This window comes from Pseudoalteromonas sp. S8-8, assembly GCF_000497875.1.
Classification (GTDB): domain Bacteria; phylum Pseudomonadota; class Gammaproteobacteria; order Enterobacterales; family Alteromonadaceae; genus Pseudoalteromonas; species Pseudoalteromonas arctica.
In genome coordinates this window covers 44,678-62,064 of record NZ_AUTR01000020.1, presented here as the reverse complement: position 1 = coordinate 62,064, position 17,387 = coordinate 44,678, and the positions used below count along the sequence as shown (strand labels likewise).

The 17,387-nt window shown below is 38.3% G+C and carries 13 protein-coding genes; 9 read left to right on the top strand and 4 right to left on the bottom strand.

Features of this window, described 5'->3' with window-relative positions; all coding sequences use genetic code 11:
• Positions 1-32 precede the first annotated feature (32 nt).
• The 8 genes from L659_RS0105155 (at position 33) to L659_RS0105120 (ending at position 10,999) form a co-directional block, all read left to right on the top strand.
• Entirely contained in the window at positions 33-2,171 is a 2,139-nt protein-coding gene (locus L659_RS0105155; protein WP_024589813.1) for a bi-domain-containing oxidoreductase, read from the top strand.
• The gene (locus L659_RS0105150) at positions 2,168-3,805 is read left to right on the top strand and encodes a heparinase II/III family protein (RefSeq protein ID WP_024589812.1); all 1,638 of its coding nucleotides are present in this window, start codon (positions 2,168-2,170) and stop codon (positions 3,803-3,805) included. Before L659_RS0105155 ends, L659_RS0105150 begins: the two co-directional genes overlap by 4 nt.
• A gap of 2 nt (positions 3,806-3,807) precedes the next feature.
• The gene (locus tag L659_RS0105145) at positions 3,808-4,977 is read left to right on the top strand and encodes a glycosyltransferase family 4 protein (RefSeq protein WP_024589811.1); all 1,170 of its coding nucleotides are present in this window, start codon (positions 3,808-3,810) and stop codon (positions 4,975-4,977) included.
• Positions 4,974-5,915 carry a UDP-glucose 4-epimerase family protein gene (locus L659_RS0105140; protein WP_024589810.1) on the top strand — a complete coding sequence of 314 codons (942 nt, stop codon included), beginning with the start codon at positions 4,974-4,976 and terminating at the stop codon, positions 5,913-5,915. Before L659_RS0105145 ends, L659_RS0105140 begins: the two co-directional genes overlap by 4 nt.
• Positions 5,916-5,926: 11 nt before the next feature.
• Positions 5,927-6,475, top strand: a complete 549-nt coding sequence (locus L659_RS0105135; RefSeq protein ID WP_024589809.1) for a sugar transferase — start codon at positions 5,927-5,929, stop codon at positions 6,473-6,475.
• 309 nt (positions 6,476-6,784) lie between these two features.
• On the top strand, positions 6,785-8,731 hold the full coding sequence (locus L659_RS0105130) for a polysaccharide biosynthesis protein (RefSeq protein WP_024589808.1): 1,947 nt from the start codon (positions 6,785-6,787) through the stop codon (positions 8,729-8,731).
• A gap of 266 nt (positions 8,732-8,997) precedes the next feature.
• The gene (gene glmM, locus L659_RS0105125; protein WP_024589807.1) at positions 8,998-10,353 is read left to right on the top strand and encodes a phosphoglucosamine mutase; all 1,356 of its coding nucleotides are present in this window, start codon (positions 8,998-9,000) and stop codon (positions 10,351-10,353) included.
• Positions 10,354-10,714: 361 nt separating this feature from the next.
• A complete protein-coding gene (locus L659_RS0105120) occupies positions 10,715-10,999 on the top strand; it encodes a hypothetical protein (RefSeq protein WP_024589806.1) in 285 nt (94 codons plus the stop codon).
• Positions 11,000-11,341: 342 nt separating this feature from the next.
• On the opposite strand, the gene L659_RS0105115 is transcribed toward L659_RS0105120, so the two are convergent.
• Positions 11,342-12,784, bottom strand: a complete 1,443-nt coding sequence (locus L659_RS0105115) for a capsule assembly Wzi family protein (protein ID WP_024589805.1) — start codon at positions 12,782-12,784, stop codon at positions 11,342-11,344.
• A gap of 93 nt (positions 12,785-12,877) precedes the next feature.
• On the opposite strand from L659_RS0105115, the gene L659_RS0105110 reads away from it, so the two are divergent.
• Positions 12,878-13,282 (top strand): hypothetical protein, encoded by a 405-nt coding sequence (locus L659_RS0105110; protein ID WP_024589804.1) that lies wholly within the window; start codon positions 12,878-12,880, stop codon positions 13,280-13,282.
• 150 nt (positions 13,283-13,432) lie between these two features.
• Here L659_RS0105110 and L659_RS0105105 read toward each other — a convergent pair whose 3' ends face one another.
• From L659_RS0105105 to L659_RS0105090, 3 genes are all read right to left on the bottom strand, one after another.
• On the bottom strand, positions 13,433-13,885 hold the full coding sequence (locus tag L659_RS0105105) for an REP-associated tyrosine transposase (protein WP_024589803.1): 453 nt from the start codon (positions 13,883-13,885) through the stop codon (positions 13,433-13,435).
• A gap of 528 nt (positions 13,886-14,413) precedes the next feature.
• Complete coding sequence (locus tag L659_RS0105095; RefSeq protein WP_024589802.1) at positions 14,414-16,429, bottom strand: methyl-accepting chemotaxis protein; 2,016 nt, start codon at positions 16,427-16,429, stop codon at positions 14,414-14,416.
• A 137-nt stretch (positions 16,430-16,566) separates the two neighbouring features.
• Entirely contained in the window at positions 16,567-17,385 is an 819-nt protein-coding gene (locus tag L659_RS0105090) for a symmetrical bis(5'-nucleosyl)-tetraphosphatase (protein ID WP_024589801.1), read from the bottom strand.
• Between the last annotated feature and the right edge of the window lie 2 nt (positions 17,386-17,387).

Below are 17,387 nucleotides of genomic sequence, written 5' to 3'. Positions count from 1 at the left end.
TATATAAATACAAATAAAAATTAAGGTTAAAAATGAAACAAGTACTTCAAGATATGGCTAAAGGAGGTTCGGCCATTGTTGAAGCTCCGGCTCCATCTGCAACTAAAAATAATGTTGTAATCAACACATCAACAACGCTTATTTCTGCTGGAACTGAAAGGATGTTGGTTGATTTTGGTAAAGCTAACTTAATTGATAAAGCTCGTTCCCAACCAGATAAGGTTAAAATGGTACTTGAAAAAGTACAAACAGATGGCCTGATGACAACGGTTGATGCTGTTAAGTCCAAGCTTGCTCAGCCATTGCCGTTAGGCTATTGCAATGTAGGTGTTGTGGAAAGTGTAGGGAAAGGTGCTGAGGGTTTTAAAGTTGGTGACAGGGTTGCTTCTAATGGTCCTCATGCTGATGTAGTACGTGTTGCTAAAAACCTAGTTGCTAAGATACCTGATAACGTAAGCGACGAAGAAGCGTCATTTACTGTTGTTGCAAGTATAGGTTTACAGGGCATTCGTTTAGCTAATCCTACTTTAGGAGAATGCTTTGTTGTTACTGGTGTTGGCTTGATTGGTTTGTTAACTGTACAAATGCTACGTGCCCAAGGTTGCCGAGTGTTGGCAATTGATTTTGACCAATCTAAACTTGATTTAGCCAAGCAATTTGGTGCTGAAATATGTAACCCTGGTAATGGTGAGGATCCGGTAGCCGCAGGTATGGCATTTAGCCGCGGTGTTGGTGTTGACGGCGTTATTATTACAGCATCAACTAAATCAAATGACCCTGTAACGCAAGCGGCTAGAATGAGCCGAAAGCGCGGTCGCATTATTTTAGTAGGTGTAATTGGCCTTGAACTAAGTCGTGCTGACTTTTATGAAAAAGAACTAACTTTTCAAGTATCGTGTTCTTATGGCCCAGGTCGTTATGATCCAAGTTATGAAGAGCAAGGTAATGACTATCCATTAGCATTTGTTCGCTGGACAGAGCAGCGTAACTTTGAAGCAATACTCGATATGATGTCGGGAGGCCAAATTGATGTTAAGCCTTTAATTACACATCGGTTTAAATTTGAAAATGCTAGTGATGCTTATGACTTATTAACAACAGATAAAAGTGCTTTAGGCATTTTATTACAGTTTGAATCTGAAGTAGTAAGTCGCCACGAGAAAAAAATAACACTCAAAACTGCGCCCATATATCAGGCTAATGACCCTGTAGTTGGTTTTATTGGGGCTGGCAATTATGCATCACGCGTTCTGATACCTGCATTTAAAGGAGCTGGCGCACGACTTGATAGTATCTCTACATCTGGTGGCATTAATGGTGTGATTCATGGTGAGAAAGCTGGTTTTAGCGAGGCAACCACCGATACACAAAGTATGATCGAAAACCCAAATATTAATACAATCGCTATAGTGACTCAGCACAATAGCCATGCATATTTTGTTCAACAAGCACTTAAAGCGGGTAAAAATGTATTTGTTGAAAAACCATTAGCTATTACTCATGAAGAGCTAGCCGAAGTCAAAGCTAGTTATGAAGAGGCAATTAAAACCGAAAAAGCACCTAAGCTAATGGTTGGTTTTAATCGACGTTTTGCACCACAAATACAAAAGATGAAAGCGCTATTAGCTCCTATTAAAGAACCTAAATCATTTATCATGACGATGAATGCAGGGAGTATTCCTTGTGATCATTGGACTCAAGATAATAACGTGGGTGGGGGACGTATAATCGGTGAAGCATGCCATTTTATAGATTTAATGCGCTACTTAGCTGATAGTGAAATTGTAAGTGTGCAAGCTCGAAGAATGGGCGATACGGACTCAGTTGATATTACTGAAGATAAAGCTGCAATTATTCTTGGTTTTGCTGATGGGTCGTTTGGAACTATTCATTACTTAGCAAATGGTGCTGCGAGTTTTCCTAAAGAGAGAGTTGAAGTGTTTGTCGAAGGTAAGGTATTGCAATTAGACAACTTCGTAAAATTAAAAGGCTTTGGTTGGAAAGGCTTTAAAAAGCTTAACTTATGGAAGCAAGATAAAGGACAAAATAACTGTTCTAAGTTATTTTTGGATTCAATTAAAAGTGGTACTGCTGCACCTATTAGCGCTAGCGAAATATTTGAAGTGGCTTCTATTTCAATCGATATAGCACAGCAGTTACGCAACCAATGAAATCTGTATTAATCAAATTTTCTAGGGTATTTCATACATTGAAATATCTTAGATTTGAACAGTTTTACTACAGGGCGTTATATAAGTTTAAAAAGCCAAAAATGTCTGATTTAAGTGTTGATGGCATTAATGCTTGGTGCTGGAGTGGTCCTTGTATTTTTAAACAATCGCTTTTTAAAAATAATAAAGTTTTGTTTTTAAATGAATCTGGCTTAGTTGAAGACATTGGTAGTTGGAATTCCGCTGAACATACAAAACTATGGTTATATAACCTCCACTATTTTGATGATTTAAGCTCTACTAGTAATTCAGAAAGAGAAGAGCTGCATTACTCTTTTATAAATCGCTGGATTGACGAAAACCCGCCTTTCATAGGAAATGGCTGGGAACCTTATCCTTTATCTCTTAGGTTGGTAAATTGGGTTAAGTGGTTTAGTGAAAAAGAAAAGGTTGAACAAAAATACCTTAATAGTATTGCTCAACAGGCTGGTGCCTTGTCTCAACAGCTAGAGTATCATATTTTAGGTAATCACTTATTTGCAAATGCGAAGGCTCTAACTTTTGTTGGTGCTTATTTGAAAGGTGATAGGGCTAATAATTTTTTAAACTTAGGTTTAAAATTGCTAGATAGAGAAATAAAAGAGCAATTTTTAAGTGATGGAGCCCACTTTGAGTTATCGCCAATGTATCACGAAATTCTACTTTGGGATCTACTTGAGCTAATTAATCTAGCTGAAACAAGTCAGAATGAGAAGTTACTTAAACGCCTTAATAACTGGAGAAATATAGCTGAAAACGCCTTATATTGGCTGAAAACAATGGTTCATCCAGATGGTGAGATTAGCTTTTTTAATGATGCTGCTATCGGTATAGCTGCAAGTCCAAGAGATATTTTTAGTTATGCAAGTAAGCTAAAGCTTGACGTTTCAAAACCGCTATCTTTACTCTCAACAAATAAAGAAAGTGGTTATAGCCGAGTCCAGAATGATAATTATACTCTTTTATTTGATCATGCGAATGTTGGCCCTGATTATTTGCCAGGGCATGCGCATGCTGACAGCTTAAGTTTCGAAATGTCAGTTGGCTCTCAACGTGTTTTTGTTAATTCAGGTACATCGCTTTATGGAGTTAGCCCTGAACGTTTACGGCAACGAGAAACCGCTGCTCATAACACTGTTGTTGTTGGCGGGCAAAGCTCATCAGAAGTTTGGTCTGGTTTTCGTGTAGCGCGAAGAGCCTATACAAAGCTACTTAAATCCAACGAGTGCTCCGTTGGGGTTACTTTATCGGCCAGTCACAATGGTTATAAACGACTCACCCCCAAAGTGACTCATACGCGAACAATAGATGCTCATGTCAACTCCTGCATAATTACAGACAATTTATCGTGCAAAGCTCTTGCAGAATTTAATCTACATATACATCCAGATATAGAAGTTAAGCAGCTTGATAGTACAACTATAGAGTTAAGTTTACCGTGTAATAGTAAGGTGCTTTTTAATAGTACGGATGCTTGCTTTGTAATTGAAAGTACTTGGCATCCTGAATTTGGTGCAGCGACCCCCAACAAAAAAATCGTTATACCATTCGACAGTGGTAAATTAGTTACAACAATAAATATTATTAAGGAATAGCTTTGAAAGTATTGGTACTCTCTTTTTACTATGCCCCTGACTTGTGTGCCGGCTCATTCAGAACAACAGCCTTAATTGAACAGCTAAAACAACAGCCTAATCTCGAAGTGGAAGTTATTACAACTATGCCTAATCGATATGCGAGTTTTGAAGCTGGTGCTCAGGAGTTTGAACAAACTGAAAATGTAACCATTAGACGTATCGCCTTACCTTCGCATAAAAGTGGTATGCTCGACCAAATAAAATCTTTTAGTGCTTTTTATAAGCAAGCAAATAAACTTGTTAGTAATAAAAAATATGATTTAGTATTTGCAACTAGTTCTCGTTTATTCACCGCTTTTTTAGGCGCTAGAATTGCAAAAAGAATAAACGTACCACTTTATTTAGATATTCGGGATATTTTTGTTGATACATTAAAAGATGTTTTGAACCCACAACTTACCTTTTTATTAAAACCTTTTTTAACTCTAGTTGAGAATTATACTTTTTCATCAGCAAAGCATATTAATTTAGTCTCAAAAGGATTCGAAAGTTACTTTGTTAAACGATTTAAGCAGCCAATCTTTTCATGGTTTACTAATGGGATTGATAATGAGTTTTTATCTGCGAGCGCTAAAATTGGAAAAGAGAAAAGTGAGAATTCGGTATTGACCGTGCTATACGCAGGTAATATTGGTGAGGGACAAGGGTTAAATACTATTATTCCAAAGTTAGCCCAGCTTGCTGGTCAAGCATATCAATTTAAAATTATAGGCGATGGTGGTAGAAAAGACTCTTTAGTTGAAGCAAGTAAAGGTATTACTAATATTAGCTTTCATCCGCCTGTGAATCGTGAGCAACTTATTCAAGAGTATTTAAACGCTGATATTTTATTTTTGCATTTAAACGATTATCCTGCATTTGAAAAGGTTTTACCTTCAAAAATCTTCGAATATGCGGCGATGGGCAAACCAGTTTTAGCCGGTGTAGGTGGCTATGCTGCCGAGTTTATCAACAAAGAAGTAGATAATGCACAGGTGTTTTATCCAAGCAACCCTCAGCAAGCAGTTACTTCTCTTTGTAGCCTTAAACTTGGTCAAACAAATAGAGATAACTTTATCAACAAGTATACTCGCGTAAATATAATGTCTGAAATGGCTACTTCTATAATAAGTTATGGTGGTAAAAAGTGAAGCGGTTACTTATCACTGGTTACTCAGGTTTTGTTGGTAATAATTTAGTCGAGCAATTACAAGGCAATTATCAATTAAATCTACTTGGCAGAAAGCAATCTAGTTTTGGAAATGTTTTTACACATAATTTGGACTCGAGTTCACTTTACAACGAGGCGCTAGAAAATGTTGATGTTGTGGTGCACTGTGCTGCAAGAGTTCATATTATGAATGATTTTTCTAGTGATCCTCTTGATGAATTTAGAACAGTGAATACACAAGGTACACTTAATTTAGCTAAACAAGCCGTACAGGCCGGTGTTAAGCGCTTTATATTTTTAAGTTCAATAAAAGTGAATGGTGAAAGCACTAGTAGTAAAGCTCCTTTCAATGCAAGCGATAAAACTGCCGCCGAAGATCCTTATGGCATCTCGAAAGCAGAGGCGGAACAGCAATTGTTGGAACTTGGTAAGCAAACAGGAATGGAAATAGTGATTATCCGCCCACCATTAGTTTATGGTGAAGGGGTTAAGGCTAATTTTGCATCATTGATGAGGCTTGTTTCTAAAGGATTACCTTTACCGTTTAGGTATATAAAGAATAATAAGCGCAGCTTAGTGTCGGTTTATAATTTGGTTGATTTAATAAAGGTATGTATTGAGCATCCAAAAGCAGCTTACCAGGTGTTTTTAGCAAGCGATGATAATGATTTATCAACTGCTGAAATGATAGCATTAATGGCTAAAGTACAGCATAAAAAAAACTTGGCTTTACCAGTACCTGTGTGGTGTTTTAAATTAGCAGGTAAATTACTTAATAAAAATGATGTGGTAGATAGGCTTATAGGCTCACTTCAGCTAGATATTACTCATACAAAAAATACTCTTGACTGGAAACCGCCATACTCAGTTGAGCATGGTTTTAAATTGGCTGCTAAGAAGCCTTCAAAAAATAATTAATGGGTTTATAAATGATACGTTTACTCGACTTTCTGTTTTCACTATTTGGTTTGTTGTTCGCATTACCATTTTTAATTATTTTATATATTATTGGCTTGTTTGATACAGGTTCTCCTATTTTCACACAAGAACGTGTTGGTCGAAATAAAAAGCCATTCACTTTAATAAAATTTAGAACAATGACTGTTGATACCGCATCGGTAGCAAGTCATTTAGCAAGTACTGCATCAATAACACCCTTTGGTGGTTTTTTACGTAAAACAAAGTTAGATGAGCTACCGCAACTATGGAATGTATTAAAAGGTGAAATGAGCTTAGTCGGCCCTCGCCCTGGTTTGTTTAACCAAGAAGAATTAACTAAAGCGCGCGATGCTAAAAATGTATTTGCAGTACGCCCTGGTATTACCGGTTTAGCTCAAGTTAACGAAATTGATATGTCTACTCCTGAACTACTTGCTAAAACCGATTGTGAAATGATTGATACACTCACTATAGGTAACTATTTTAAATATATACTAATGACAGTGACTGGTAGTGGTAGTGGTGACAGGGTTAAGTAGGGCACGCTATGCCTAGCCTATTGGATATTCTTTTTGACGTTTTTAATGCATTAATTTAAATAGTGATTTACTTAAGATGTGCCTTAACTGAGGCGCATTCTACCATTGGCTATTACACCAATAATAACCTATTAGCTCATTTTAACCTCTAAAAGCGAGCTTTGGCATAGCAACTGCCAACTGAGCTTTTAGCGAATAAACCTCGCTAAAAGCTAATTACACTAGTTTGTTTTTGTTATAGTTACCATATTGTTAATTTTAAATACGATACAGGGTTAGCTCTGTACTTAAACCGTAAAGGAACGTGTCTTGGATAGTTTTATACGCTCTATTTTAAATGCATCACGCGCTAAAAAACGCCTTATTACTTTGTTTATCGATACGTTATTTATTGTAATCGCTTTTTGGTTAGCCCTTATTGTAAGGCTTGATAGCTTTGAACCACTGCAGCGTTTAGATAATTGGCTTTTATTAGCGGTGTTGATACCTGTAAGCTTATATACATTTATAAGTTTAGGTTTGTATCGTGCAGTACTTAGGTACATGAACTCTCAAGCCATATGGGCAATAGTATTAGGTACCATTATAACTACCGTTAGTTTGGTTTTAATTGCCTTTTTGATAGGTATAGATATACCCCGTACTATGCCGTTTATATTTGCTTGGCTGTGTTTACTAACCGTAGGTGGTGCCCGTGTATTGGTACGTGCGATTATTGGCAAAATGACTACGAGTAAAAAAGAGTCTGTGATTATTTATGGGGCGGGCTCTGCAGGGCGACAACTAGCCACGGCTTTAGGTGCTGGCCCTGAGTATTTTGTTAGTGCATTTATTGACGACGATGCTACTAAACATGGCTCAATAATTCAGGGTATACCTGTTGTATGTTTTAAGGGGATTTACGAATTAATTAATAAACGTAAAGTTAGCAAGGTTTTATTAGCATTACCTAGTGCAACACGTGCCCGCCGAAAAGAAATACTAGCCCAATTAGAGCCGCTCACCATTAAAGTGCTTTCAATGCCAGGAATGGCTGATGTTGTTGAAGGTAAAGCCAAGCTTGCTGAAATAACAGAAGTGGGTGTAGAAGACTTACTAGGTCGTGACCCCGTAGCCCCTAAAGTGGATTTAATGACGGCCAATATTACTAAAAAAGTAGTTATGGTAACTGGTGCAGGGGGCTCTATAGGTTCGGAGCTCTGTAGGCAAATAGTTAAACAACAACCCACTAAATTAATTTTATTTGAACAAAGTGAGTTTGCTTTATATTCAATAGAAAAAGAGCTTAACGAGTATATTTGTAATAACGCTTTAGAATTAGAGTTAATTCCTATAATGGGTTCTGTTCAGCGCATTAACCGTCTTGAAACAGTAATGAAAACCTTTGGCGTGCATACAGTTTATCATGCAGCGGCTTATAAGCATGTACCGTTAGTTGAGCATAACGTTGTCGAAGGTGTACGTAATAATGTGTTTGGTACTTATTACTGTGCTAAAGCAGCCGTTAATGCTGGCGTTGAAAATTTTGTACTTATATCTACCGACAAAGCAGTGCGTCCTACTAATGTAATGGGGGCGACTAAACGTATGGCCGAATTAGTACTGCAGGGCTTAACGCAAGAGCAAGGTGTTAAGCACAAAACACGTTTTTGTATGGTTCGCTTTGGTAATGTACTTGGTTCTAGTGGCTCTGTTGTGCCGCTATTTCGCAGGCAAATAAAAGAGGGCGGCCCAATAACGCTTACACACCCTGATATAACACGCTTTTTTATGACGATTCCAGAAGCTGCTCAATTAGTAATACAAGCAGGCGCTATGGGTAAAGGCGGCGATGTGTTTGTACTTGATATGGGCGAACCAGTTAAAATTAAAGATCTTGCGACTAAAATGGTACGACTTTCTGGTTTTGAAGTTAAAAGCGACACTAATCCACATGGTGATATCGAGATTAAGTGTACGGGCTTGCGCCCAGGCGAAAAGCTTTATGAAGAACTGTTAATTGGTAATAACGTGGGTGAAACAACACACGAGCGCATAATGACAGCCAGTGAAGTAATGCTACCTTTAGCTGAGCTTAATGTGTTTATAGAAGCGTTAGATATTGCGTGTCATAACTTTGATCATGAAACAATTCGTCAATTGTTGCTAGATGCACCCACTGGTTTTAATCCAACTGATGGTATATGTGATTTGGTGTGGAATGCAAAAAAGGATCTAACCAAGGGAAACAAGCAGAATGTTGTAAATATTAATTAAGTTATTATTTTACACACTAAGTTGAGTGACATTGTATTTTAAAGTAACAAATAACGGTCAGGCTGAGTAAGGTTGTTGATAATAATTTATTCAATATTCTGACAAATTAAAGCTATGTATTTAGTTTTTATATTTAATGAAATTTAAAGCGTGAGTTTAACTCGCGCTTTTTGCTTTTTGAAATAAAGCTATGTTTTTAAGATAATAGAGCTAACAAATATTAATTATATGTGCACTGCGCATTTAACATTTTAAAAGGAATAATTATGCCACGTAAATACTTTGGTACCGATGGAGTAAGAGGTAAGGTGGGTACTTTTCCTATCACGCCTGATTTTGCAATGAAATTAGGCTGGGCCGCGGGTACTGTTTTAGCCTCTAGTGGTACAAAAGAGATTCTAATAGGTAAAGATACACGTAACAGTGGTTATATGTTTGAGTCAGCCATAGAAGCAGGCCTTTCAGCTGCAGGTGTTAATGTAGCATTTGTTGGCCCAATGCCAACGCCTGCTGTTGCTTATTTAGCATCAACCTTTAGAGCGGATGCCGGTGTTGTTATTAGTGCATCGCATAATCCATATTACGATAATGGTATTAAGTTTTTTAATAATTCTGGTACGAAGTTAAACGATGAGCAAGAGCTTGAAATTGAAGCTTTACTTGAGCAAGCATTAAATAACAACGCAATGCAGTGTGTAAGCTCAGAGCGCTTGGGTAAAGCAAGACGCATAAACGATGCTGCTGGACGATACATTGAATTTTGCAAAGGCATATTCGCTAAAGATTTAACGCTTGAAGGTTTAAAAATTGTTGTCGATAGTGCTAACGGGGCTGCATATCACATAGCGCCTAATGTTTATGCAGAACTAGGTGCTGACGTTATTAGCATTAACGATAAACCAAATGGTTTAAATATAAATGAGCAATGTGGTGCTACACATCTAGATAGCCTTCAAGCAGCTGTACTTGAACATAAAGCAGACTTAGGTATTGCGCTTGATGGTGATGCTGACAGATTAATGCTTGTTGATGATAGTGGCGCTGTGATTGACGGTGACCAAATACTTTATATTTTAGCTAAAGCAGCAAAGCTGCAAGGCAAAATGCAGGGTGGTGTTGTTGGTACACTAATGTCTAACCTCGGGTTAGAGCTAGCGCTTAAGGAAATGGATATACCATTCAAGCGCGCTAAAGTAGGTGATCGCTATGTTGTTGAGCAGCTTAAAAATACTGGCTGGAAACTTGGTGGTGAAGGTTCAGGCCATATTCTACATTTAGATTATGCAACCACAGGTGATGGCATTGTCGCTTCTTTATTGGTATTAACAGCGCTTATTCAGCAAAAGCAATCATTAAAGAACTACGTAGCAGGTATGCAAAAATTACCTCAGGTGCTTCTTAATGTGCGTTTAACAAAAAATAATGCGAATGAAATTCTAAATACTGATTCGGTAAAACAAGCAGTAGCAGAAGCTGAAATAGTATTGGCAGATACTGGTCGTGTTTTACTACGTAAATCAGGCACTGAGCCATTGATCCGTGTCATGGTCGAGTCAACTGATTCTGTAGCATCACAAGAGCAAGCCGAGCATATAGCTAGTTCAATAAAAGCGTTATTGTAGAAGTATGTTTTTTGTCGGTGATGAATCACATTAGCGCGAAGTAAATTCGCACCTACAGGGTGTATATATTGTAGGTGAGGTTTTATACCCCGCTTTTTGTAGAGTTAAGTTACATAAGCGCGAAATAAATTCGCACCTACAGGGTGTATATATTGTAGGTGAGGTTTTACACCTCGCTTTTGGTAACGTTAGGTTAGATGAGCGCGAAGTAAATTCGCACCTACAAGGTGCATATATCGTAGGTGAGGTTTTATACCTCGCTTTTTGTAGAGTTAAGTTAGATGAGCGCGAAGTAAATTCGCACCTACAGGGTACATATATTGTAGGTGAGGTTTTATACCTCGCTTTTGGTGAAGTTAGGTTGGCTGAGCGCGAAGTAAATTCGCACCTACAAGGTGCATATATTGTAGGTGAGGTTTTACACCTCGCTTTTGGTAAAGTTAAGTTAGATGAGCGCGAAGTAAATTCGCACCTACAGGGTACATATATTGTAGGTGAGGTTTTATACCTCGCTTTTGGTGAAGTTAGGTTGGCTGAGCGCGAAGTAAATTCGCACCTACAAGGTGCATATATTGTAGGTGAGGTTTTACACCTCGCTTGTGGTGAAGTTAAGTTAGATAAGCGCGAAGTAAATTCGCATCGATAGGGTGTATATATTGTAGGTGAGGTTTTATACCTCGCTTTTGGTAAAGTTAAATTACATAAGTGCGAAGTAAATTCGCACCTACAGGATCCATATATTGTAGGTGAGGTTTTATACCCCGCTTTTGATAAAGTTAAGTTAGATGAGCGCGAAGTAAATTCGCACCTACAGGGTGTGTATGTTGTAGGTGAGGTTTTATACCTCGCTTTTGGTAAAGTTAAGTTAGGTGAGCGCGAAATAAATTCGCATCGATAGGGTGTGTGTATATTGTAGGTGAGATTTTACACCTCGCTTTTGGTAAAGTTAGGTTAGATGAGCGCGAAATAAATTCGCACCTACAGGGTGTTAAAAATTGGCAAATACACCTAATCTAGCAAACGTTTCCCCGTATACATCCTTTCCTTGATACAGCTCAGCTCCCCAACTTTTAGCACCCATTATTGGTTTACTCAACTTGCGTGTATACGCTGTTTGCAGTTCGTAACTTGTTTCATAGTCTTCGGTTTTATTTTTAAGCATACGAATAGTGGTATTTAAGCTTTCTATTTTACTTAATTGCCAATGCCAGTTTACGCTCATAGATTTTGCAGGGGTGTAGTCGGTGTAGTCGTGCTCATCGCCCGCCCAGTGACCAATTACATTGCCAGAATTACGGTTACCATCTTGATATAAGCTATTTGCGTACCAACCTTTTTGCCAGTTACTGTGTTCGAAGCGTAAACTGTGGTTGTTAGCAATAAAAGGTAAATATAGCCCAATGCTGTATGCATTATTGCGAGAGCCACCTAGGGTGTCTTCAAGTGCTACCTCACCGTATAGCTCATAAGGAAGTGTATAAATACTATTGTTATACGCAAAAGTAATTGAGCCTAGTTGATCCCCAAGCTCAAAGTCTGCATCAACTTCGTCGGCATCTGAGCGAGTTATATTATCTTTACTGCCAGGGGTAAAAAAACCTTCCGCAAAGTCTTTTAAAGTAACTGTTCTAGGGCCGCCTCCGAACTGCATTAAGCGGCTTAAGCCTATTGTTAAATTATCGGTTGCAGCAAAACTAGTGTGCAAGCCAAATAAATATGGCTTACCTGGTTTGTACTCACGAATAACACCTGTCTGCTTAGTGCTTTCAAGGATCCCACGTTGCTCTGTCATTTTACTAATAAACATATCGTAACGAATATTAAAGCTGGTTATTGGCTCTACATTACTAAGCGTTATAGAAGGCGTTGTTTTAGCTTGTGTACTTAATAGCATGGCACTATCGTTAAAAGGTGAGTACCAATGCTCTCGGTAACCTACATCTAACTGCGCGTATTTATTACCTAGGTAAAAAAAACTTTGTGTAGGTAATATTTCGTCTTCGTTGGCTATGCCTACAACACTTACACCAAAGTAACGCCCGAAGTTAGCGTAAGCGCCACCTTCAACAATTAAGTTGGTTTTAGTGGTTTGGCCGCGTTGGTTCGGCAGTGTTTTATCTTTTGTACCAGCAGCAAGCGTTACTTTTGCAAATGTACCCGCGTCGCTTTGAATGTAAGGGCTAAGTTGGTACGAAAGTGTTTGATATAGTTCTGGGTAAGTATGCCTAACAGTTTGCAGCACTCTATAAATATCGTGCGCTTTATAAGGCTTGCTCATAATATGTGTGTTTTTACTTACGGCTAAAAGTCGTTGTACTTGGTGCTCAAGTTCTGGGGCTTGATTTAAAGGTAAATAAGGTGACACGCCACCTTTAGCAACAGCATTTGCACTGATTGCCATCCCGATAAACAGTGATATTTTTTTGAGCATAATTATTCCGTTAGCAAAAATTTGTTTAAGTAAAAACATTAACGCGAGGTTAGCAATAAACGCCTAAGTAAGGAAGAAAAAAGCGATATATTAGTGGTTAGTAATTGGCGTATATATATCGTAGGTGAGGTTTTATACCTCGCTTTTGGTAACGTTAGGTTAGATGATCGCGAAGTAAATTCGCACCTACAGGAAGCATATATTGTAGGTGAGGTTTTATACCTCGCTTTTGATAAAGTTAAGTTAGATGAGCGCGAAGTAAATTCGCACCTACAGAGTACATATATCGTAGGTGAGGTTTTATACCTCGCTTTTGGTGAAGTTAGGTTGGCTGAGCGCGAAGTAAATTCGCACCTACAGGGTACATATGTTGTAGGTGAGGTTGTATACCTCGCTTTTGATAAAGTTAAGTTAGATGAGCGCGAGGTAAATTCGCACCTACAGGAAGCATATGTTGTAGGTGAGGTTTTATACCTCGCTTTGGTAAAGTTAAGTTAGATGAGCGCGAAGTAAATTCGCACCTACAGGAAGCATATGCTGTAGGTGAGGTTTTATACCTCGCTTTGGTAAAGTTAAGTTAGATGAGCGCGAAGTAAATTCGCACCTACAGGGTGTGTATGTTGTAGGTGAGGTTTTATACCTCGCTTTTTATTTTATATAAATACAATCCCAGTAAGGGTATGAAGCAATTTTATCGACAATTTTAGCCCGCAAAGGGTTAGCAATAATATATCTAGCATTGTTCAGTAAATCATTTTCATTTCTAATCATGTGATCATAGTAGTTACGTTGCCATAATTTATACATACCTAAGTCGTCACGGGTTACTTTAGAACAACGGCCTTTAAATAACTTAATTACATCGGACAGCGCTTTTTTATTTCCTAATTGAATTAGCCAATGTATATGATTTGGCATAATTACAAATGCTATTGTTTTAGCTGCTTCTTGCGTTTCTATCTTTTTCATTTCTGTGATTATCAAACGATTAATATCCATAGAAATAAATATGTTTTCTCTTTTGTGCGCCACTAGTGTGATTGAGTAAAATCGATTTGTTAATGATACTCTGCCTTTTCGCAATAAATCTGAACGATACATTTTTACAGGCCTTCAGTACTTTTATTAAAGGTAGCAGATATTTCAAAATAAGAGAGCGCGAAGTAAATTCGCACCTACAGGTGGCATATATCGTAGGTGAGGTTTTATACCTCGCTTTTGGTAAAGTTAAGTTAGATGAGCGCGAAGTAAATTCGCACCTACAGGGTGTGTGCATGTTGTAGGTGAGGTTTTATATATCGCTTTGGTAATGTTAAGTTGGATGAGCGCGAAGTAAATGCGCACCTACAGGGTGTGTGCATGTTGTAGGTGAGGTTTTATTACCTCGCTTTGGTAAAGTTAAATTGGAAGAGCGCGAAGTAAATTCGCACCTACAGGTGGCATATATTGTAGGTGAGGTTTTACAACTCGATTTGGTAACGTTAGGTTAGATGATCGCGAAGTAAATTCGCATCGATAGGGTGTGTGTATGTTGTAGGCAAAGTTTTACATCTCACTTTTAAAGTCCTGATAAATAAAAACCCCGATGGTGCATAGTACCATCGGGGTTTTTTAATCGTTTTAGTAAACCTAAACTTTAAATTCGTCTACCGACAAGCGAAGCTCTTCGGCAAGTTTTGCTACTTCTGAACTTGAAATGTTGGTTTGGTTTGCGCCTTCGGCTGTTTGCTCTGCGATGGCTACAATCGACTCAAGGCGTTCGCTAATTTCTTGTGCTACTTGTTGTTGCTCAAGTGCGGCGGTCGAAATTTCTTCACTTACGTCGTGAGCTTGCGAAACCGCAAATGTAATTGAATCAAGAGCGCTACTTGCTAGGTCTGTTTGCTCAACACACGATACCGCACGTTGCTTACCTTTACTCATAGCAGTTACTGCGGCTTCTGCGCCTGTTTGTAGAGACTCAATCATTGATTGTATCTCTTGGGTCGACTCTTGAGTTTTACTCGCAAGAGAGCGTACTTCATCTGCTACAACCGCAAAGCCACGGCCATATTCACCTGCACGTGCAGCTTCAATTGCGGCATTTAGTGCAAGTAGGTTAGTTTGATCCGCTATTCCGCGTATTACATCTAATATGCTGCCAATTGATGCGCTATCTTGATGCAGCTTATTAATTACTTGAGAGGCGTCGTCTACTTCACGTGCTAATTGCTCAATCGTTGCTTTGTTGTTATTCGAAATACCTTTAACACGCTCAGCTTCTTTATCAGCGTTTTTAATTTCGCTAAGTGCTTGTTGAGCGCTGTTGCTAACCGTTTGCGATGTACTGCTCATTTCGGTTGTTGCAGTGGCGGCTTGTTCAACTTGTGCTTGTTGGTTACGAATTGCTTGGCTTGATTCTGCGGTAATTGCAGATGTTTGTTCTGATGCTGCAGCTAGCTGAGTAGAGCGCGAAATAATGCCTTTAATTAGGCTGCGTAAGTTATCAATTAAGGTGTTACAACTTTTAGATAATTCGCCAAATTCGTCTTTAGCGCTGTCGTCTAAACGTTGTGTCATGTCGCCACTGGCAACAATATCTAAAATTCGGTTAACTTCAGCAAGTGGTTTAGTAATGCGGCTAACAGTAATAATGGCAATCACAATTGCTAAAAGAGTGGCTATAACCATGCCAACCCACGTCCATAAATTAGCTGAGTCAACGTCGCTGCGCACACCTTGTTGTAATTTAAACGCAACGTCACTCGCTTGATTAACTAGTTCGTCAATTTGGTTAAGTGCCATTTTGGTGGCTTGTTCTGACTGTGCAAGCTCTGATTGCGTAAGCGTAATCGAATCAATTAAACGTTTTTTGTTTGCTGCTAAGCTGTTACTGCCCTTTATGTTATTTTCTAAAATATCAACATATTCTTTTAGGCTTGAATATAAGTCGCTATGCGTTTGCTCTATTGCTGGCTTAATTAAATCAACGGTGCGTACTACTTCTTCAAGGTAATACGTTTGCTCGTTTTTAACAATATCGAGAGTGTTAAGCGTTTTAACAGTTAGCATGTCGGTGCTGTTACTAACTACCGACATAAAGTTGTTTTCTAAATTATTTGCAGCTTGATAAGCGCGAGGGTGGTTTTGTTCAAATCCGTCAATGTCGATAATGTCGAGTACAACAGAGTTAGCATCTTCTGCACTTAGTTCTATGTTTTCTAATTGTGCTTTTAATGCTTTATTTAATGCTAGTTGCTTGCCTTTATCTGCTAATAAATTTTCAACGGTGCTTAAAAAGCTTAAATAGGTTTTTTCTACGTTTTGGCTGCTTTGATTAAGTGCAGCATCGTTTTTTACTACATCTTGAAGCTCACGGTGCAGCGTGTTGAATTGCTGTTTTTGCTCAAAGACCTGTGCTTTTATTGGTGCAAGCTCATTGGCTGATGTAGTGTAAAAGCTCGCTTGTGCGGCTTTACTCATTAAAATAAATTCGGCTTGTAGCTCAGAGCTTTTATTTAATGCTGGGAGTGATAGTTGGTTCACTTTTTGAGTGGAACGGTCAATATTTGCAATTTTTATTAAGGAATTACCACCAATTATTAGTAATAATAGTGTGATAAATATAAAACCACCCCAAATACGCTGGCTTACTGTCAGGTTCATAAGATTTCCACTCAAAAAGTACTTCAATTAAGACTTATCGGCGTTTGTACCAATAAGTTAAGTAATTAAAATCAATTACTTTAATTAATTTTAACTATTAATTGATAAATCTAACAGATGTATTGTTTTTTTTCAGTTTATTTAGACGAAAGGTGGGAATTTTCTACAATTACTTTTTTAGTACTCAGCTCCATTAGGCTCATGGTGTTACCCCATACGCAGCCTGTATCTAGGGCGTGAACCCGTGAATTACCTGTTCTACCTTCAAGTGCGGCCCAGTGGCCAAAAATAATATCGTGTTTAGATTTAGCTATATTGGGGTGGTTAAACCAAGGAGTGAGAGTTTCGCTGTCGGTTATTGCACCCTTTGCATTAAGCTCGAGTTTGTTATCACTTGTTAAAAAACGCATGCGGGTAAAGTAATTAACTATGTATCTAAACTTTGCAAAGTCATCAAGGGTGTTAGACCACCTAGCGGGGTGAGCCTGGTACATGTGTTCAAAAAACGCTTTTGCGTTACTTGATTGATAACAGCTTTGTGCAAATTGAGCTTGTTTTAGCGCATCTTCAACAGACCAATCGGGATTTAACCCCGCGTGAGATATAAAGCAGTTATGTTTTTTAAGCTCTAAAGCCAAAGGCTGGGTTTGTAAAAAAGCGATGTAGTTAGCCAATTTAGGGCTTTCAAATATTGAGTTTAATTTATCTTTTGGATTAGTGGGTTTGTTAAGAAAGTAGCAGGCAACCATGTGAAGGTCGTGATTGCCTAAAGTAATGGTCATGCTATTTTGGTGTTGGTAAATATAGTCTAAGCAGGCTAGGGAGTCTGGCCCGCGAGCAACTATGTCGCCAACTAAATATAGGTGATCTTTACTTGGGTTAAAATCAACCCGTTGTAAAAGGGTGTTAAATTCACTAAAACACCCTTGTAAATCACCTATCGCATAATCTGCCATCT